Source organism: Haemophilus pittmaniae, from assembly GCF_900186995.1.
GTDB classification, from domain to species: domain Bacteria; phylum Pseudomonadota; class Gammaproteobacteria; order Enterobacterales; family Pasteurellaceae; genus Haemophilus_D; species Haemophilus_D pittmaniae.
In genome coordinates this window covers 1,446,453-1,465,220 of record NZ_LT906463.1, presented here as the reverse complement: position 1 = coordinate 1,465,220, position 18,768 = coordinate 1,446,453, and the positions used below count along the sequence as shown (strand labels likewise).

At 42.5% G+C, this 18,768-nt stretch carries 13 protein-coding genes; 6 read left to right on the top strand and 7 right to left on the bottom strand.

Translation table 11 applies throughout. The annotated features are described in order from the left end of the window. Window positions 1-35 precede the first annotated feature (35 nt). Entirely contained in the window at window positions 36-1,121 is a 1,086-nt protein-coding gene (gene metX, locus CKV74_RS07130; RefSeq protein WP_007241907.1) for a homoserine O-acetyltransferase MetX, read from the bottom strand. A 161-nt stretch (window positions 1,122-1,282) separates the two neighbouring features. Between metX and CKV74_RS07125 the strand changes: the two genes are divergently transcribed. The 5 genes from CKV74_RS07125 (at window position 1,283) to yedE (ending at window position 6,867) form a co-directional block, all read left to right on the top strand. Next, window positions 1,283-2,011 (top strand): SanA/YdcF family protein, encoded by a 729-nt coding sequence (locus tag CKV74_RS07125; RefSeq protein WP_007241904.1) that lies wholly within the window; start codon window positions 1,283-1,285, stop codon window positions 2,009-2,011. 138 nt (window positions 2,012-2,149) lie between these two features. Continuing rightward, the gene (gene lysC / locus CKV74_RS07120) at window positions 2,150-3,502 is read left to right on the top strand and encodes a lysine-sensitive aspartokinase 3 (protein ID WP_007241898.1); all 1,353 of its coding nucleotides are present in this window, start codon (window positions 2,150-2,152) and stop codon (window positions 3,500-3,502) included. Window positions 3,503-3,623: 121 nt separating this feature from the next. Next, entirely contained in the window at window positions 3,624-4,922 is a 1,299-nt protein-coding gene (purA, locus tag CKV74_RS07115) for an adenylosuccinate synthase (protein WP_095176938.1), read from the top strand. A 62-nt stretch (window positions 4,923-4,984) separates the two neighbouring features. Next, complete coding sequence (locus CKV74_RS07110) at window positions 4,985-5,662, top strand: DUF484 family protein (RefSeq protein WP_095176937.1); 678 nt, start codon at window positions 4,985-4,987, stop codon at window positions 5,660-5,662. Between the two features lie 143 nt (window positions 5,663-5,805). Further along, a complete protein-coding gene (yedE, locus tag CKV74_RS07105; RefSeq protein ID WP_007241905.1) occupies window positions 5,806-6,867 on the top strand; it encodes a YedE family putative selenium transporter in 1,062 nt (353 codons plus the stop codon). 383 nt (window positions 6,868-7,250) lie between these two features. Here the strand turns inward: yedE and dcuC are convergent, their stop codons facing one another. From dcuC to CKV74_RS07080, 5 genes are all read right to left on the bottom strand, one after another. Further along, window positions 7,251-8,603: an anaerobic C4-dicarboxylate transporter DcuC gene (dcuC, locus tag CKV74_RS07100; protein WP_007241913.1), complete on the bottom strand. Its 1,353-nt coding sequence runs from the start codon at window positions 8,601-8,603 to the stop codon at window positions 7,251-7,253. Window positions 8,604-8,897: 294 nt separating this feature from the next. Then, window positions 8,898-9,935 (bottom strand): YiiX/YebB-like N1pC/P60 family cysteine hydrolase, encoded by a 1,038-nt coding sequence (locus CKV74_RS07095; RefSeq protein WP_095176936.1) that lies wholly within the window; start codon window positions 9,933-9,935, stop codon window positions 8,898-8,900. A gap of 13 nt (window positions 9,936-9,948) precedes the next feature. Beyond that, complete coding sequence (gene hrpA, locus CKV74_RS07090) at window positions 9,949-13,863, bottom strand: ATP-dependent RNA helicase HrpA (protein WP_095176935.1); 3,915 nt, start codon at window positions 13,861-13,863, stop codon at window positions 9,949-9,951. Next, window positions 13,860-14,249 carry a DUF423 domain-containing protein gene (locus tag CKV74_RS07085; protein ID WP_007241893.1) on the bottom strand — a complete coding sequence of 130 codons (390 nt, stop codon included), beginning with the start codon at window positions 14,247-14,249 and terminating at the stop codon, window positions 13,860-13,862. The genes hrpA and CKV74_RS07085 overlap by 4 nt, the downstream gene beginning before the upstream one ends. After that, window positions 14,250-14,702: a DUF441 domain-containing protein gene (locus CKV74_RS07080; RefSeq protein WP_007241896.1), complete on the bottom strand. Its 453-nt coding sequence runs from the start codon at window positions 14,700-14,702 to the stop codon at window positions 14,250-14,252. It abuts the gene before it with no gap. Window positions 14,703-14,882: 180 nt separating this feature from the next. Here CKV74_RS07080 and CKV74_RS07075 point away from each other — a divergent pair, with 180 nt between their 5' ends. Further along, window positions 14,883-16,820, top strand: a complete 1,938-nt coding sequence (locus CKV74_RS07075; RefSeq protein WP_007241890.1) for a monovalent cation:proton antiporter-2 (CPA2) family protein — start codon at window positions 14,883-14,885, stop codon at window positions 16,818-16,820. A gap of 194 nt (window positions 16,821-17,014) precedes the next feature. Here the strand turns inward: CKV74_RS07075 and recN are convergent, their stop codons facing one another. After that, window positions 17,015-18,691: a DNA repair protein RecN gene (recN, locus tag CKV74_RS07070; RefSeq protein WP_095176934.1), complete on the bottom strand. Its 1,677-nt coding sequence runs from the start codon at window positions 18,689-18,691 to the stop codon at window positions 17,015-17,017. Window positions 18,692-18,768: the final 77 nt, after the last annotated feature.

Below are 18,768 nucleotides of genomic sequence, written 5' to 3'. Positions count from 1 at the left end.
ATTTTCAAGAAAACTTTGATTTTGAGTAGGGCGTTTTATTCGGCCAATCCTTCTAATCCTAAACGAATCTTGCGATCAAAGGCATCGTAATCCACCAAAAATGCGTCATGGCCGTAATCGGACGGAAACTCATAAAAATTGAGTTTCACGCCGTGTTGCTCCAATAATTGCTTGCTCTTATGTAAATCCACAGATTTAAACAATTGGTCAGTTGTCACGGAAACCAAGGTGTAATTGGCTCGAATACGCGACAATGCTGTTTTTAAATCGGCATAACCAAGGGAAGGATCATACATATCTAAGGCACGCAACAAATGCAGATAAGAATTGGCATCAAAGCGCTCCAAGAATTTTTGTCCTTGGTAGGAAAGATAGGATTCCACCTGAAAATAATCGCCCCAAATATTCCCCTGAGATTTGGTTGCACGCCCAAAGGCTTTCGCCAATTGAATATCGGTACGGTAAGTCAGCATGCCCAACATTCGGGCAATCGATAAGCCTTGATCAGGCGGTGTACCCTCATAATAATCCCCCCCATTAAAGTTCGGATCATTTATTACTGCTTGGCGCATCACATGGTTAAAACCAATCGCTTCAGCGCTAAAAAATAAGGATGAACACAAATTGACCACGTTATCCACAAAATCCGGATAATCGATAGCCCATTGAGTGGCCTGCATACCACCAAAGGAACCTCCTATCACCGCGCGTAAATGTGGAACTCCTAAACTATCGAGCAAGGCTTTTTGTACCTTGACGATATCCTGTACCACGATATTTGGAAATTGACTACCATAGGGCTTGCCACTCGCTGGATTCAGTGATGCCGGGCCGGTGCTACCTTTACAGCCGCCCAACACATTTGCACAAATGAAAAAATAGCGGGAAGTGTCCAATGCCAGGCCATCGCCCATAAAGCTTTGCCACCACCCATTTTGGCCATTTTCGCTAAAATAAGGTTCGGCATCGCCGGTAAGCGCATGACAAATCAATACCGCATTGTTTTTCTCGGCATTTAATTCGCCATAGGTTTGATAAGCGGTTTCAATGGGACTTAGCGCACCGCCAAAAGCCAGTTGTAGCGGTTCCTTCTGAAAAAGAATTCGGGTTTTCGCAGCCATTAAAAACCTATTTGAGGGTGAAAAAGAATGCCCCAATTATCAACAGCGCAAGATCTTTGTCAAGAAATTTTAGACGTCTAAACGGCCATACTTCGCAGAGAACCTACCAGGTAAAAAATTCTACTTGAACTTAATCCGCTTTTTCTTTATTTTGCGCAGCTATGCAAATAGCAAAAATTCTTCCAAAAACAATCCGCTACCTCCAAAAGACGTTCTCTTGGACGTGTAACCATGCGCGTTGCCTACTTACACTCGGTGGCGCCATCATCATCGGCTGCGCCGCTATCGATTTTACTGTCGGTTGGTTAGTGCGCGATGCTATTTATGAAGATCCTCAAAAAGTACCTTATCGCCCCTACGGTTTAGTGCTCGGTACAGCAAAATATGTGGCTAAAGGTCGAACCAATGATTACTACACCACTCGTGTTGAGGCTGCAAAACAATTGCTGGATTTGCACAAAGTAGATTATTTACTACTTAGTGGTGACAACCGCACCCGTGAATACAATGAACCACGTACCATGTGGCGTGATTTCAAAAAAATGGGGGTGTCCGATGAAAAAATGTTCCCTGATTTTGCCGGCTTTCGTACGTTAGATTCAGTAGTTCGCGCCAATAAAGTCTTCCAAGTGCCCGCCTTCACTATCATCAGCCAACGTTTTCACTGTGAACGAGCTTTGCTAATCGCTAAATATCATGATATCGATGCCGTGTGTTTCGTAGCCAAACAACCGGAAATCTATTTCGTCACCCGCCTACGCGAAACCTTCGCTCGGGTTAAAGCAGTTATCGATTTACTAATCGGTGTCGAGCCTTATTTCTTAGGCGCACCGGAACCCCTTCCGCAACCCGATGAAATTGACAATAAAGAAGATATTAAAAATTCTTAAAAAAAAGAGCTTATTTTTAATAATAAATATGCTTTTTTATGAGCTATTTTAATTTTTTCGAAAATTTATTTGACAATTTTTACCTAAATCGTTATTCCTAGAGACCTTGCAAACATAACAACTCATTAAGGAATTACTATGCCACATCTATCTGTAGCCAAATTTGGCGGGACTTCCGTCGCTAATTACGCGGCCATGCAAGCCTGTGCCAAAATCGTTATCAACGATCCAAATACCCGTGTCGTGGTCTTATCCGCCTCCGCTGGCATCACCAATTTGTTGGTTGCTCTCGCCAATGGCGTGGATGCTGAACAACGCAGCAAATTAATCGATGAAGTTCGTCAAATTCAAGAGAATATCCTAAACGAATTAAAAGACGACTCCCGCGTTCGACCTATTATTGAAAAATATTTGGAAAATGTGACGAGCCTTTCCGAAGCCGCTGCATTAGCTACTTCTCCGGCATTGTCTGACGAGTTAATCAGTCATGGCGAAATGATGTCGACTCAAATTTTTATTGAAGTGTTACGTGAATTCAATACCACGGCAACTTGGTTGGATGTGCGCACAATTGTGGCCACCAACGATCATTTTGGTAAAGCAGCACCAAATGATGAACAAACTCAAGCTAATAGCGATAATTTATTAAAACCACTTATCGATCGTGGCGAATTAGTTATTACTCAAGGCTTTATCGGTCGTGAGGCAAGCGGTAAAACCACTACGTTAGGTCGTGGCGGTAGTGACTACTCTGCGGCTTTACTGGCTGAAGTGTTAAACGCTAAAGATGTTATTATTTGGACCGATGTAGCAGGGATCTACACCACCGATCCGCGTATTGTTCCGAATGCCAAAAAAATCGATACGATGAGCTTTGCTGAAGCTGCAGAAATGGCAACCTTTGGTGCTAAAGTATTACACCCGGCCACATTATTACCGGCAGTACGCAGCAATATTCCGGTCTATGTGGGTTCTAGTAAAGCGCCACAAGATGGCGGCACCTGGGTTACCCGTGATCCGCAACCACGTCCGACTTTCCGTGCTATTGCGCTACGCCGTGATCAAGTATTGCTTACTCTATCCAGCTTAAGCATGCTGCATGCCCAAGGATTCTTGGCTAACGTATTCAGTATTTTGGCAAAACACAAAATCTCGGTGGATACAATTACCACCTCTGAAGTGAGCATTGCCTTAACCTTGGATAAAACAGGTTCGGCTTCTTCCGGTGCTGAATTGTTATCAGTAGAACTTTTAGATGAATTAAGCAAACTTTGTACCGTTAAAGTGGATACAGGTTTAGCGTTAGTTGCCTTGATTGGAAATGATCTACATATTGCCAACGGGGTGGCTAAACATATTTTCGATACCCTAGAAGACTATAATGTGCGCATGATCAGCTATGGCGCCAGCACTAATAATATCTGTATGCTGGTTTCTAGCGAACATGCCGATGAGGTAGTGCGTTCCTTGCACAAATCCCTCTTCGAATAAATAAGTCATTGAAAGTGCGGTAAAAAACCGCACTTTTTTTATTTCTAATTGAGATCGCCGTACAAAAAAGGTAAAGTACGGGCGTTTTATTTATCTTCCATTAATATTAGAGGCAAAAATTATGGGAAAAAGTGTTGCGGTACTCGGCGCCCAATGGGGTGATGAGGGTAAAGGCAAAATCGTTGATTTGCTTACCGATCGAGTTAAATATGTCGTGCGTTATCAAGGTGGTCACAATGCCGGCCATACCTTGATTATCAATGGTGAAAAAACCGTATTACGATTAATTCCATCCGGTATCCTACGCGACAACGTGACCTGTTTAATCGGTAACGGCGTGGTACTTTCACCGGCAGCATTAATGCAAGAAATGGGCGAATTAGAAAGCCGCGGCGTAAATGTTCGTGAACGCCTATTAATTTCTGAAGCCTGCCCATTAATTTTACCTTACCACGTTGCGATGGATCATGCTCGTGAAGCCGCATTAGGCAAAAAAGCTATCGGTACAACCGGTCGCGGTATTGGCCCGGCTTACGAAGATAAAGTAGCGCGTCGCGGTTTACGCGTTGGCGATTTATTTGATCGCGAAGCATTTGCCGAAAAACTAAAAAATATTTTGGATTACTATAATTTCCAATTAGTGCACTACTACAAAGTAGAGCCAGTTGATTTCCAAAAAACTCTAGATGATGTATTTGCTGTTGCTGACATCATTAAAGGCATGGTTGCAGATATCGCGACTATCTTGGATAACGCCCGTAAAAACGGTGACAATATCCTATTTGAAGGCGCTCAAGGCACCATGTTGGATATTGACCACGGTACCTACCCTTATGTAACCAGCTCTAACACTACCGCCGGTGGCGTAGCAACCGGTTCCGGTTTTGGTCCACGTAATCTTGATTATGTATTGGGTATTATCAAAGCCTACTGTACCCGTGTTGGTGGTGGACCATTTACAACCGAATTATTTGATGATATTGGTGCAGAAATTGCCCGTAAAGGTAACGAATTTGGTGCAGTTACCGGACGTCCCCGTCGTTGTGGATGGTTTGATGCGGTAGCAATTCGCCGTGCAATCCAATTAAACTCCATTTCCGGTTTCTGTATGACCAAATTGGACGTTTTAGATGGTTTCGATGAAGTAAAAATCTGTGTGGCTTATAAAATGCCAAACGGTGAAATCGTTGAATATGCCCCATTGGCGGCCAAGGATTGGGAAGGCGTAGAACCGATTTATGAAATCCTACCGGGTTGGAAAGAAAACACCTTTGGTGTGACTGATGTCAATCAATTACCACAAACCTGTCGTGATTACATTAAACGTATTCAAGAGGTTACCGGTGTTCCTATTGCTATTTTGTCCACCGGTCCGGATCGTGTACAAACTATGATTTTACAAGATCCATTTGCCGCTTAATTGAAACCATAATAACCGCATTTTATCGCGATAAAATGCGGTTATTTTTTTAGGAGCCTTGTATGACTGAACAAGATATCAGCGACTACCTTAAAGAGCATCCCGATTTTTTTATCCATCATCCCGAATTGCTTACCAGCCTTAATATTCCCCATTTGCATCAAGGAACAACATCATTAGTTGAATGGCAGCTCAATCAACAACGCTCCGAAATTAAAGCCCTTAAACAACTACTGGAAAAATTTCATCAACTTGCCCATCAAGACGCCAATATTTTCTTTGCTCTCCTGCCTTTACAGAAAAAGCTGTTTGCCGCAGATGACTTTCAGTCCGTACTGAAAATTCTCAACAACTGGGCAAAGGAATATGAATTGGCTGGTGTGAGCATCTTACTTTTTCGCGATAGCTGGCAAGCGATTGATGGCATTCCACAACACTGTTGGCTGGATCGCAAAGCCTTTGAATTGATCCGTTTAGAACGAATGGGCTTACGTCAATGCTATTTAGGCGACCTCTCCAACAAAGAAAAAGCCCTGCTTTTTCTTCCCGAAGAATTACCTATCGGCTCGGTGGCTATTTGTCGCTTAACCGGTAGTGCACAAAGACCCAGTGCATTGTTAGTCTTCAAATCCCGCGATACCGCTGGTTTTCATAATGGACAAGATACGGTTTTTCTACGCCATATCATCGATATTGCCGCATTACATTTAAGCCCTTGGCTAGCTTCTTGCGACCACTAATATCTCTTCAGTTAAATTATTGATCCATCTCACAATATTCAAAAAGGCCGCTTTCTTATTTTTACTATTTTCTTACAATAGCGATGTTTTTATTATTAAAAACAACACATTTCTTTAACTTCTGATATCACAAGGGTCTTATTATGAAAATCTTAACTTGGCCTGTGGTTGCAGGTGCTGCACTTGGTATCGTTGCGCCACTTCTTACTTATAACGGCAATCCCGGTAACATGGGATTTTGCGCGGCCTGTTTCCTACGCGATAGCGCAGGGGCATTAGGATTACACCACGCTGCACCGTTACAATATCTCCGCCCTGAACTCATCGGTCTGGTACTGGGAGCGTTAGTCAGTGCATTCTTATCTAAGGAATTTCAACCTAGAGGCGGTTCTGCCCCACTCGCTCGCATTAGTCTCGGCTTTTTTGCCATGCTCGGTGCCTTGATCTTCCTCGGCTGTCCTTGGCGAGCCTATTTGCGCTTAGGCGGTGGTGATTTAACCGCTATTGCCGGTATCGTGGGGTTATTTGCTGGGATTCTTGGTGGTATTTTCTTTGCCAATCGAGGTTTCTCCCTAGGAAAATCCAAACCGCAAAGCACGTCCTCGGGCTTAATCGGTCCGATCTTTAGCGTTATTTTGCTAGTGTTACTGGTTACCCAATTTAAATTTGGCGACAATCTTGCCATCTATTTTTCCGAAAAAGGCCCAGGCGCGTTACATGCCGCAGTGTGGATGTCATTGGCCGGTGGCTTATTGCTTGGCGTATTAATGCAGAAATCACGTTTTTGCACTATCGGCGCCTTCCGCAATTTCGTTCTCTTCCGCGATCCACAACTGCTAAATGGCGTAATCGCGCTAGTCGTTTTTGCCGCCATCACCAACGGTCTATTAGGACAATTCCATTTAGGCCTTGATAAACAGCCAATTGCCCATAACGATTACATTTATAACTTCCTTTCTATGGCACTTTGTGGCCTTTGCTTCTCGCTTGGTGGCGGCTGCCCTGGCAAACAGTTAGTCAATATTGGGGAAGGTAACAATGATTCCGCGCTATTCGTATTAGGCATGCTATTAGGTGCGGCAACTGCGCATAATTTCGGTTTTGCCGCGACACCAACCGGTGTGGCTGGATTAACGCCTTACGTATTGGCTGTAGGCTTTATCGTATGCATTTATATTGCTTTAACCAATAAATCCGAAGCCTAACCAATACATATCAAACCCAAAGAGCAGGTCAATACCTGCTCTTTTTATTGCGCACTTATCCGATTAAATCGCAAGCTCTTCACCAGCAACACAACATGCCATTTATACCGAGCAATACAAAATTCGTGACCGTATTCCTAAAAATACTCATGATGTGAAGTAAATTACCGAACATCTTTTTTACAAAGAATCCGCATAATTAATCCAGATAAAAAACGGCGGCTTTAAAGATTTTATGAAAATCCATAAAGCCGCCATCCAACATTGCAATATCTTGATTTTAAAAAGAAAATTCCATTTTTAAAGTAACTTAAATAAAATCAATGACTTAGCATCATTTTTTAGGAAAACTTTTAAAATCAAGGGGGCATTTTCCCAAGCAATTATGCGGAAACAAAAATCTGCGTACCGACAATTACGCACACGAAACCGACTAACATCGGCACAGACATACGTTTCACAATTACAAACGGGGAAATATTAGCCATTCCAGATACCGCTACGACCACGCCAGAAACCGGAGATAAGCCACGCCCCAAGTTAGAAGCCTGCAACATTGGAATTGTGAGATATGCCGGATTCACGCCCATTTGACCGGCCAATTTCGGAATCAATTCAGCAAACGCATAGAACGCCGCATTTCCCGAACCTGTGGCTACGGTGGCCAAAATAGTAATCACCGCCAACACCAACATCATAAATAACCCGCTACCACCAAAGGATTGTGCAGATTCAATCAAAGTACCGATAAAACCAATAGTCGTTAAACTTTGTGCAAATACGCCAGCAGCCACCAATAACATCACCACGCCAGCAAAGGCATCGGCCATACCGCGATAAGCAGCCATTAAATTATCAAAGGTTTGTTTGGCATTGAACGTACGGAGAAAATCCACTGTTGCAGCAATGATAAAACACAATACCATTACGGTAACGATATTCAGACTTGGTAAACCCCATTTCTCATCAAATAGCAACACGCCAATGATCGGCAACAAGGGTAAAATCACATAGAAATTTGGTGCGGTGGTTGTCAATTCATTAACATCCAAACGTTCACTCACGATCCCTTCCTTGCGATCCAAATAACGTTGCCAAAAGAAATGCGCAACCGCAATCCCACAAATAGCAAAAATCGATACCGGCAAACTCACGGAAAAGGCGAAATCGGCCAAGGACACTTTAGAAATTTCTGCGGATAGCACCACATCACCAGAAGTTGGCGACAAAATAATGGAAATTGGAGAAGCACAGATTGCCGCTGCCGCACCACGCGAAATCCCCATATTCACCATAATCGGGAACAAGGTGGCCATTAATAATACACCCAAGCCGGTTGCAGAAGAGACTGCATAGGACATCAAGCAAGCTAAGAAATAAGCAATCACCATTAAGACATAAGGCGAATGAATATTTTTTAGCGGTTTGGACACCAATTTCACCACCACATCATTGGCGCCAATATGCGTCATGTAGGCAGAAAAACCGCATAAAATCATAATCATCAAGCCTAATCCGCCACTCCGACCGGATAACAGGTGTTTGACGTATTCCAAAATATCTAAATAGTTTGAACCGGTACTTTTCACACCTTCCGGCAAAATCGAATGCCCCATCAGCACGGAAATTAATAATAAGACTAAGCCACCAAACATCAACACACCGGTCGCTGAATAGCCTTTCACAATATAATACGCCACCAAGATAATGGCGACTAAACCTATAATCAGATCCATAATTTACCTCGTTATTAAATAAGAATTTCAATAAGATAGCGGTTGAAGTGGAATTTGAAAATCAATTCCACCAAGAAATTTGAGATAGATCACAAAAAGATTTTGGGAGAAAGTGTGGTTGGTTTTGGAGATTTTTTTAGGATTTGAAAATATTTGAAAAACAACGCATCTATTTAGCTCATTAGTTTGTGAACAACATTGAGATGAGTAAGTTAGCTGTACCACGAATAAAACAACTATTTTTATATAATTTGCACTATCGTGATATTGAATAAAAGCCAATATAAATTATTTTTAAATATTTTCTTTTAGATGATTATACATAAGAACATTTTTATACAAAATCAATTGCTGATCCCTTAACCTCTCAAAAAAACCTATCATATATTCATAGAAAACAGACTCTTTATTATTTATATTAATAAATTTCTCTTGTAACATTCTAAATCTTGCTGCTGCTCCTTCTCGAGAGCCAATCCCATTACTAGAAATATTATACAAATCAACTAACAATGCATCCCTATCCCTTTCACATATTTGAGATAAATATTTATAAAAATATGGAAACGAATCATATCTATAAGAATTTTTTTCTAATTCTATACGTTCAAATTCCTCGTAATCATTTCTCAAATATATTTCTTTCATTTTTTCATCAAACATTGGATTTTCAAGTAAATAATCATCAGCTTCACTGAATGTAAGTATATTTACATTTATCTCTTTTTTTATATCAACCAATATATTGGTAAAAGTTTTTGCTTGTTTTTCTTGTGGTGATTCTGTTTTAGCAAATTCAATTTCTTCAGGTAAGCATTCTCTTAAACACCCTTCTGCTTTTTCAAATAAATCACTTGATGCAATATCTACTGGAAAACACGTTTTTGGATTCTCCGAAATAATTAATCCTGCTCGATTAAAAGATTCAGCAATAAGTTTAGAACAAAACTGTACGGTTTCTGGATCTTCTATTCTTGTTAATAGACTTTTGTTTAGCCAAGAATTCAAAGCGGATATAGTTCCATAAACCTTTCCAACTTCAGACTTTAAATTCTCACATATATCATCAATTTTATCTCTATATTGTTCTTTTAATCTAAGGACTAAAACTCTATCATTTTGATTAAATAAAAGCCTTTGAAAATTATAAGAATACACTCCCATATTATCTGCATGAATAAATGAAGAATACCCATAGACCATTAGCACATGAGAATAATCTGACTTTGTACCAAGTCTAATTAACTTACTAATAATACTTTTTTTTCGAGTAGTGCATATTACATCTCCCTTTTGTAATTTTTTATAATCAATAATAAAATATTTAGTCATAACAATCTCTGACTTATTGTATTTGGTCAATCAAATTCAAAATCCGCTTATCCGACACCTGATACTTCGTGCCTAACTGCTGCGCAAATAAACTCACTCGTAATTCCTCAATCATATAGCGAATTTCTGCGACTTCATCGGAAATTGGTTTAGATTTCGGCAGTTTAGCTAGCAATTGTTGGTAAGCCTGTTGCACCTGTTCCACGCGTAGCATTGCCGCACGATCACGATTTACATCTTGAGCCAGTTTATCGATACGTTTATCTACGGCTTGCAGATAACGTTGTAAATCAGGTAGGCGATCATAACCGCTCTTTTGCACAAAGCCTGGATAAATCAGTCCGCTTAATTGTGCCTTAATATCGGAAAAGGCAAAGGCCATGGTGAAATCCATTTTGCCTTTTAAACGTTGGTTTAAGGCATGGTTAAGGGAGAGGATTTGCTCTACTTTCTGTGCAATATCTACGGTCACTTCATTGAGGTTTTCCCGCACGAAATCACGCAATTTTTCAAAGCCAGCTTCATCCCATACAAACCCGCCAAAATCGGCAATCAGTTTATCCACGGCACAAGCGATACAGTCATCAATCAAATCCAACACTCGACCAAACGGAGTAAAATACAGCCCCAATTTAGCCTTATTCGGCAATTTTTCATGCAGATATTTAATCGGTGATGGCACATTAAGTAGCAACAAGCGGCGTAAACCTTGTTGCATCGCCACCGCTTGCTCAAACTCTGTTTCAAACAGTTTTATACCCACCGCATCTTTTTCATCTACGATAGCCGGGAAGGCTTTGACGCTGAAACCGCGTTGTTTTTGCTCATAACATTGTGGCAGCTCTGCAAAGCTCCAAATATGCAGGCCACTTTGTTCAATGCCATCATCGGCCACAGCAGAAATACTTTCTTGCACACGATCTTTTAAGTTGAATTTCAGCTCATCCAAATTCATGGATTCCGCAATTTTCTTGCCGTTTTCATCCACCACGCGGAACGTCATTTTTAAATGGCTTGGAATTTGTTCCCAATTCCAATGTTCCGCTTCTACAGTAACGCCCGTCATACGACGTAATTCATAAATTAGCGTATCCAATAATGGCTTTTCCAACGGCACGGCTCGATTTAAAAAAGCTTGGGCATAATTAGGTGCCGGCACAAAATTACGGCGATAGGATTTCGGCAACGATTTAATCAGCGCAATCACTAGCTCTTCACGCAAACCCGGAATTTGCCAATCAAAACCCGTCATTTCCACTTGGTTGAGCAACGGTAATGGAATATGCACGGTCACGCCGTCCGCATCGGTACCCGGTTCAAATTGATAGGTCAGTTTGAGTTTTAAATTGCCTTGATGCCAGAAATTTGGGAAATCCAGCTTGCTCACCTGTTCTGCATCATCATTAATCAAGAATGAGCGTTCAAAATTAAGCAATTCAGGATCTTTTTGCTGCGCCTTTTTCCACCAGGTATCAAAATGTTTTTGGGAAACCACTTCTGTGCCAATACGCTGATCGTAAAATTCAAAAAGCGTACGGTCGTCCACCAAAATATCGCGGCGGCGGCTTTTGTGTTCCAACTCCTCAACTTCTCGAACGAGTCGTTGATTTTCTTTGAAGAATTTATGTTTGGTATGCCAATCCCCTTCCACTAGGGCGGATTGAATAAAAATAGTGCGGCTCACCGTTGGATCGATTGCACCATAATTCACAGGTCGCGCTGCGACAATTGGTACGCCATAGAGGCTTACCTTTTCATCGGCAATCACCGAACCACGGGATTTCGACCAGCGCGGTTCTGAATAGGATTTTTTCGTTAAATGCTCGGCAAGCGGCTCAATCCATTCTGGCTCGATTTCTGCCACCATGCGCCCCCAAAGTTTGGAGGTTTCCACCAACTCGGCAGCGATTACCCATTTCGGTTGTTTTTTGAAAAGCACAGAATTGGGGAAAATTGCAAAATGGGCATTACGTGCGCCAAGATATTGCTGTTTTTCCGCTTCTTTTAAACCAATATGAGAAAGCAAGCCACTTAACAGAGCGGTATGAATTTGCTGATATTCTGCTTTTTCGGAATTAATCGGCAAGCCCATTTCACGGACGGTTAAACGAATTTGATGATAAATATCCTGCCATTCACGAATGCGTAAATAATTTAAGAAATCCTTTTGGCATTGGCGGCGGAATTGGTTTTTACTCAATTCTTTTTGTTGTTCTTGCAGATAACGCCAAAGATTGAGGAAAGCCAAGAAATCCGATTTTTTATCGGCAAAACGGCGATGTTTTTCATCGGAAGCTTGCTGTTTTTCTTGTGGACGCTCACGCGGATCTTGAATGGATAATGCGGCGACAATAATCATTACTTCATGCAAGGCACCTTGTGAAACAGCACTTAGCAACATTTTCGCCAAACGTGGATCTACTGGGAGTTGCGATAATTGACGACCAACTGCGGTTAATTGACGTTTCTCACCCGCTTTAGTGCGAACGGTTTCAAACGCACCTAATTCTTCCAACAGTTTTATCCCATCTTGAATATGGCGTTTATCCGGCGCATCCACAAATGGGAAGGCTTCAATATCATCCAAACCCAATGCCGTCATTTGCAAAATAACGGAGGCTAAATTGGTGCGTAGAATTTCAGGATCGGTAAATTCAGGACGAGAATTAAAATCATCTTCCGAATATAAACGAATACAAATCCCCTCGCTCACACGACCACAACGGCCTTTACGCTGATTAGCGGATGCCTGTGAAATAGGTTCAATCGGTAAACGTTGTACTTTGGTGCGATAGCTATAACGGGAGATTCGCGCAGTACCTGGATCAATCACATATTTAATGCCCGGCACGGTCAATGAGGTTTCTGCGACGTTGGTCGCCAACACGATGCGATTTAATCCGCTCGGATGGAAAATTTTGTTTTGTTCTTGCGCAGACAAACGGGCAAAGAGCGGTAGAATTTCCGTGTGTTTTAGATTTTGTTTTTGTAAGGCTTCAGCGGTATCGCGAATTTCACGCTCACCGTTCATAAAGATCAAGATATCGCCACGGCCTTCTGCTTGCAGTTCATCCACTGCGTTGAGAATGCCTTGCAGTTGATCTTGATCGTCGTCTTCCACTACTGGGCGATAACGCACTTCAACAGGATAGGTTCTGCCCGAAACTTCAATAATCGGGGCATTGTTGAAATGTTTGGAAAAGCGTTCCACATCAATGGTCGCGGAGGTGATAATAAGTTTTAAATCACGACGACGTGGCAGTAATTGTTTCAGATAACCGAGAATAAAATCGTTATTTAGGCTACGTTCGTGGGCTTCATCGATAATCAAACAAGAATATTGATTGAGGAAACGATCGTTTTGAATTTCCGCTAACAGGATCCCGTCGGTCATCAACTTGATTTGTGTATCATCACTGATTTGATCGTTAAAACGGACCTTATAACCGACTAAACCGCCAAGCTCCGTTTCTAACTCCTCCGCAATACGCACCGCCACCGAACGAGCGGCAATACGGCGCGGTTGAGTATGGCCAATCATGCCCAAATTGCCAAAGCCCAGCTCCAAACACATTTTCGGCAATTGGGTGGTTTTACCTGAACCGGTTTCCCCGGCCACTACAATGACCTGATGTTCAGAAAGCAGTTTTTGAATTTCTGCTTTGCGTTGGCTAACCGGCAAACTCTCTGGAAAAGCAATGGGATTTTGCACCGCAGTTTTACGATTTTCTACACGCAATTGAGCCTGTTCAATCTGCAGCTGGATTTCAGCGGCCACAGCTTGCTGTGCTTCTTGGCTTTTAATTTTTCCAATACCATGAATACGAGCGGATAAACGACGTTGATCCACCTGCATGATTCCGTTAAGTTTCGAGAAAAGAGATTGCTGTAGTGGGTTTAATGCTTGTTTAACTGATTTATTTTTCATACCGATTTACTTTTCAAACTGCCATAAGCCAAGCATAGCCAGCCGATTAAAAATAACGTGCCTCCAATCGGTGTCACCCAAACGAGGAATCTGCCTGCACCAAGCGCAAGTGCATAGAGGCTACCGCTAAAAAGCAAAATACCAAGCGCCCATGCCCCTGCTACTAAATTGAGCATTTTGTAGGTTGCCAATGATTCTCGACATAATTGCGCGATACCAATGGCTAGCATGGCAAGGGTGTGGAACATTTGATATTTCACAGCGGTTTCAATCCAGGCTAATTCTTTAGGTTCTAAAATTTTGCTTAATCCGTGAGCAGCAAAAGCACCAATACTCACACATAAAAAGCCGCTCAACGCGGCAATAAATAACCATTTATTTTTCATCTAAAATTTTCCTACTAATAACGCCAAAATACCGGCAGCAATTAATGGACCAACCGGGATACCACCTAAAAATGCCACACCAATAATAGTGCCAACCATCAAACCGGTGACTAATACCGGTTGTTCTCCCATTAAAGGGACACCTTTACCGGCCAACCAAGCGACTACAACACCCACAACAATTGCCAACAACATTTGCCAACTGGCAAGAGTGGCTAAATTCGGTAACTGAATACGCCCAGATACCAAGGGAGCCAACACACCAATAGTCAGCACAATAATGCCGATTTTTAACCCGTATTTTTCCACATAACCAATATATTGGGATAACAGAGTTTGCTGCATAATCAATAACACCGCACCGGCTATGGTGATTGCGCTATTGTGACTAAATAGACCAAGCACAATTAATACCACTAATAAAAGTGCGACCGAATTTAATTGTAACGACATGAAGTTTCCTTAATGAATGGCCAAGCTGTGTTAGGCCGACAAAAGACGAAAAAAATTGCCGATTAACGGCAAAAAGTGCGGCAAATTATAGCAATTTATTTGTAACCTTGGTTTTTTATTTATCCCAAAAAAGCTAGAATAATGAAGAATTTCTACTCTCATTCCGTTGTAAGGTCTCCCATGTCAAATGCCATCAGTCCCGAGCTAATCAAAACCGTGGCTCTGCTCGCCACTAGCGTTACTATCGTTCCCCTATTCAAACGTATTGGTTTAGGATCGGTATTAGGATATTTGGTTGCCGGCTGTCTAATCGGCCCTTCGGTATTTAAAGTTGTGGAGGATCCCGAATCGGTCATACATATGGCAGAATTGGGTGTCGTGATGTTTCTCTTTATCATCGGCTTAGAAATGCACCCTGAGCGGCTATGGGCGATGCGCCGGGCAATCTTTGGCCGAGGTCTGTTACAAGTCGGATTGTGCGGAACCCTGCTTACCTTGGCCGGCATCTATATTTTAGGACTTAGCAAAGAAGTCGCATTTATTGCCGGTATGGGCTTTACCCTTTCCTCCACCGCTATCGTAATGCAGGTATTAGAAGAACGCGGACTCACCTCCACTAGCAAAGGCCAACGGATTATTTCCACCCTCATCTTTGAAGATCTGGCAATTGTGCCATTATTAGCATCCGTAGCTTTTCTAGTGCCCAACAGTCAGCCTGATCAACCAACCGACTGGACTTCAATTGGTATTGCGTTGGCGGCCGTGATTGGCCTGGTAGTGGCCGGCAAATGGTTGATGAATCCGATTTTCCGGCTAGTCTCGAAAGCCCATATTCGTGAAATGATGACCGCCGCCGCGCTATTGGTGGTATTGGGCGCCGCATTAGCCATGGAAGTCGGCGGACTTTCCATGGCAATGGGAGCCTTTGTGGCCGGTGTGATGTTGTCTGAATCGGCATTTCGTCACCAATTGGAGGCCGATATCGAACCATTCCGTGGCTTATTGCTTGGTTTGTTCTTTATGGGCGTGGGCATGTCCTTAGATTTATCCTTAGTCGCCCATAATGCATTGTGGTTGTTGGGTATCGTGTTGCTCTATGTCTGTGGTAAAGGCCTGGCGGTATATGTGGTTGCCCGCCTCACCAAGCTTAACGGTAGAGAAGCCTTCGGACGCATGATTATGATGGCACATGGTGGTGAATTTGCCTTCGTACTTTTTTCTGCGGCCTTAAGCGCAGGCGTCCTCAGCAAAGATCAAAACGCGACATTCACCGCAGCAGTGATTATCTCCATGTTACTATCGCCACTCATTGGTTTGCTGGCACGCCGTTTAGTCGCTCGCAAGGCTGCTAAAAATCCGACCGAACCGGATATCGGAGAATTGGATCCGGTGGAGGATTTGCAGGATACGGTGCTTGTTTTGGGCTTCGGTCGTTTTAGCCAAATTGTCTGCCAAACGTTATTAGTACGGGGAATTAGCGTTTCGGTGATCGACCGTAATATTGAAAATATCCGTACTGCGGCCAAATTTGGCTTTAAGGTATATTACGGTGATGGTATTCGTTTAGATGTGTTGCATGCCGCCGGTATTGAAAAAGCAAAATGTGTCGTAATTGGCATCAACGATACCCAACGCATTCAAACAATCGTTCATCAACTAAAACAGGCTTATCCAAATTTACCGATACTTACCCGCACCTATGACCGTAGAACCGCGGTAGAACTGATTAAGTATGATGTGGATTTTATTGTGCGAGAAACCTTTGAATCTGCGCTTACCCTTAGCCGAGCAACCCTTATGCAACTAGGGATCAATAAAATTGAAGCCGATGATGTTATCGAACAGGTACGCGCCTTAGATCAAGAACGTGTGCATGAAGAGGTGTTACATGGTTTTTCCAATGATATCGCGCGCAAATACTGGTCTCCGCATCCATTTATCAAGCCCCATATCGATGCCGAAGCATTAAATCAGGAAACCGCTGATTTGTTGGCTGAAACAGAGAAGGAAGTCAAAGTCGCCGACATAGCCGACATAGAAGAAAAAGCCGATGGCACAGAACAATCCGAAAAGAATGCCGTAGCCTCGGCAGACAATAACCATAAACCTATCGGCTAAAGGTTGATAAACGCCATATTGTTTTTCAACGTTTTCCCGAAAACAACATGTAACCCATTGATTTTATTAGGAATGGTTTAAAAAACCGGTAAGCAGGTATTTATTCGTCGGTCAAAACGCTATCAGGTTTTTCAACGTTTTCTCTAAAATAAACTCTAAGTTATTGATTTTATTAGAGTTGATTTCAAAATCGATTATGCGGCATTAGCCAGCATTTCTTTTGCGTTGGCTAGTGCTGTTTCCGTAATTTGACTACCGCCAAGCAGGCGAGCCAATGCCGGAATCCGTTCTTCCATTGATAATGGGTTCATTTGCGTTTCGGTTTGGCCGTCTTGAGTGAATTTTTCTACGTTGAATTGCTGATGACCGCAACAGGCTACCTGTGGTAAATGAGTCACACAAATCACTTGGCATTGCTCTCCCAATTGGCGCAACAACTTACCGACCACGCTAGCAGTTGCACCGCTAATGCCCACATCCACTTCATCAAAAATTAAGGTTGGGATCGCTGCTTGATCAGAGGTCAATACCTGAATTGCCAAAGAAATACGCGATAATTCACCACCAGAAGCCACTTTTGATAAAGGTTGTGGCTGTTGCCCAAGATTGCTACGCAAGGTAAACAGCACATGATCCGCACCATTCGCTGAGATTTTCTGTTTATCCTGTTGAACCTCAATAAAAAATTCACCATTTTCCATAGCCAATGTTTTAATCGAGGCAGTAACCGCTGCTGCTAAGCGCCCCGCGGCCTGTTGACGACTGTGGTGTAGCTTATCGGCGGTTTGTTGTAGCTGTGCAAATGCGGCCTGTTCAGCCGCTAGCAAACGCTCTTCGCTACCTGAGAAATCTTCCAATTGCGCCAATTCCTCGGCTAGTTGACGATGCAATGCCACTAATTCTTGTGGTTTGACATGATGCTTACGAGCCAATTGGAGCGCCTGCCCCATTCGATTTTCAATTTCCAACAATAATTGCGGATCCTGTTCAATATTTGAGGCCAATTGTTGCACTTCAGAAGCGGCTTCCTGAACCTGAATTAGCGCCTCATTGAGCATTTTTTGCACGTCTTGATAATGGCTATCCAATTCAGCCAATTCATCAATATATTGCACAGCACGATACAGCATGGTGTCGATATTCGCATGATCGTTATCGGTTAAAAGCTGTAATGCCGATTGGGACAATTGAGTCAGTTGATCGCTTGCGGAAAGGCGACGTTGTTCCTCTTCTAAGGTTGAAAATTCATCCTCTTGTAGAGCAAATTCATCCAATTCAGCAACTTGATATTGCAAAAGCTGTTTTCTCGCTTCGTTTTCCGCCAACTTTTGTTGAAATTCTTTTAACTGATTTTGTTGGTTTTTCCACTGTTGATAATCTTCCTTCATCTGTGCCAAAAGCGTAGGATGAGCCGCAAAATTATCTAGGAGTTGTAACTGATAGTCGCTTTTTAGCAACAATTGAGAAGCATGTTGTCCATTAATATTGACTAAATAACGGGCAATATCCTTGAGCTGAGCAGCGGATACCGGCGTACTGTTAATAAATGCTTTGGAACGACCATCGGCATTAATCACACGACGCAAAATGCATTCGCGAGGATTATCGGGATCTTGCAATTCCTGTTGCTCCAACCAAGGCAAAGCCGGATTGTCTACCTCCAATAAGAAAGAGGCACAAATTTCAGCTCTTTCCTGCCCTTCACGCACCATAGCGGCTTCAGTCCGCTGGCCCAAACAAAGGCCAAGGGCATCAATAGCAATGGATTTTCCCGCACCGGTTTCACCGGTGATCACGGACATTCCTTTAGCCAATTCAATATCCAATTGGCGCACAATAGCAAAATTATTAATGGTAAGTTGAGTCAACATAGTCGCAATCTCATAAAAACTGTATATTCATATATTAATACTGTTACAATATACAGTAAAGAGCTTTTTGCATACTT

Bases quoted from the DNA above. Each gene is read 5' to 3' on its own strand.
- metX (WP_007241907.1), bottom strand. From the start codon at position 1,121: ATGGCTGCGAAAACCCGAATTCTTTTTCAGAAGGAACCGCTACAACTG.
- CKV74_RS07125 (WP_007241904.1), top strand. From the start codon at position 1,283: ATGCAAATAGCAAAAATTCTTCCAAAAACAATCCGCTACCTCCAAAAG.
- lysC (WP_007241898.1), top strand. From the start codon at position 2,150: ATGCCACATCTATCTGTAGCCAAATTTGGCGGGACTTCCGTCGCTAAT.
- purA (WP_095176938.1), top strand. From the start codon at position 3,624: ATGGGAAAAAGTGTTGCGGTACTCGGCGCCCAATGGGGTGATGAGGGT.
- CKV74_RS07110 (WP_095176937.1), top strand. From the start codon at position 4,985: ATGACTGAACAAGATATCAGCGACTACCTTAAAGAGCATCCCGATTTT.
- yedE (WP_007241905.1), top strand. From the start codon at position 5,806: ATGAAAATCTTAACTTGGCCTGTGGTTGCAGGTGCTGCACTTGGTATC.
- dcuC (WP_007241913.1), bottom strand. From the start codon at position 8,603: ATGGATCTGATTATAGGTTTAGTCGCCATTATCTTGGTGGCGTATTAT.
- CKV74_RS07095 (WP_095176936.1), bottom strand. From the start codon at position 9,935: ATGACTAAATATTTTATTATTGATTATAAAAAATTACAAAAGGGAGAT.
- hrpA (WP_095176935.1), bottom strand. From the start codon at position 13,863: ATGAAAAATAAATCAGTTAAACAAGCATTAAACCCACTACAGCAATCT.
- CKV74_RS07085 (WP_007241893.1), bottom strand. From the start codon at position 14,249: ATGAAAAATAAATGGTTATTTATTGCCGCGTTGAGCGGCTTTTTATGT.
- CKV74_RS07080 (WP_007241896.1), bottom strand. From the start codon at position 14,702: ATGTCGTTACAATTAAATTCGGTCGCACTTTTATTAGTGGTATTAATT.
- CKV74_RS07075 (WP_007241890.1), top strand. From the start codon at position 14,883: ATGTCAAATGCCATCAGTCCCGAGCTAATCAAAACCGTGGCTCTGCTC.
- recN (WP_095176934.1), bottom strand. From the start codon at position 18,691: ATGTTGACTCAACTTACCATTAATAATTTTGCTATTGTGCGCCAATTG.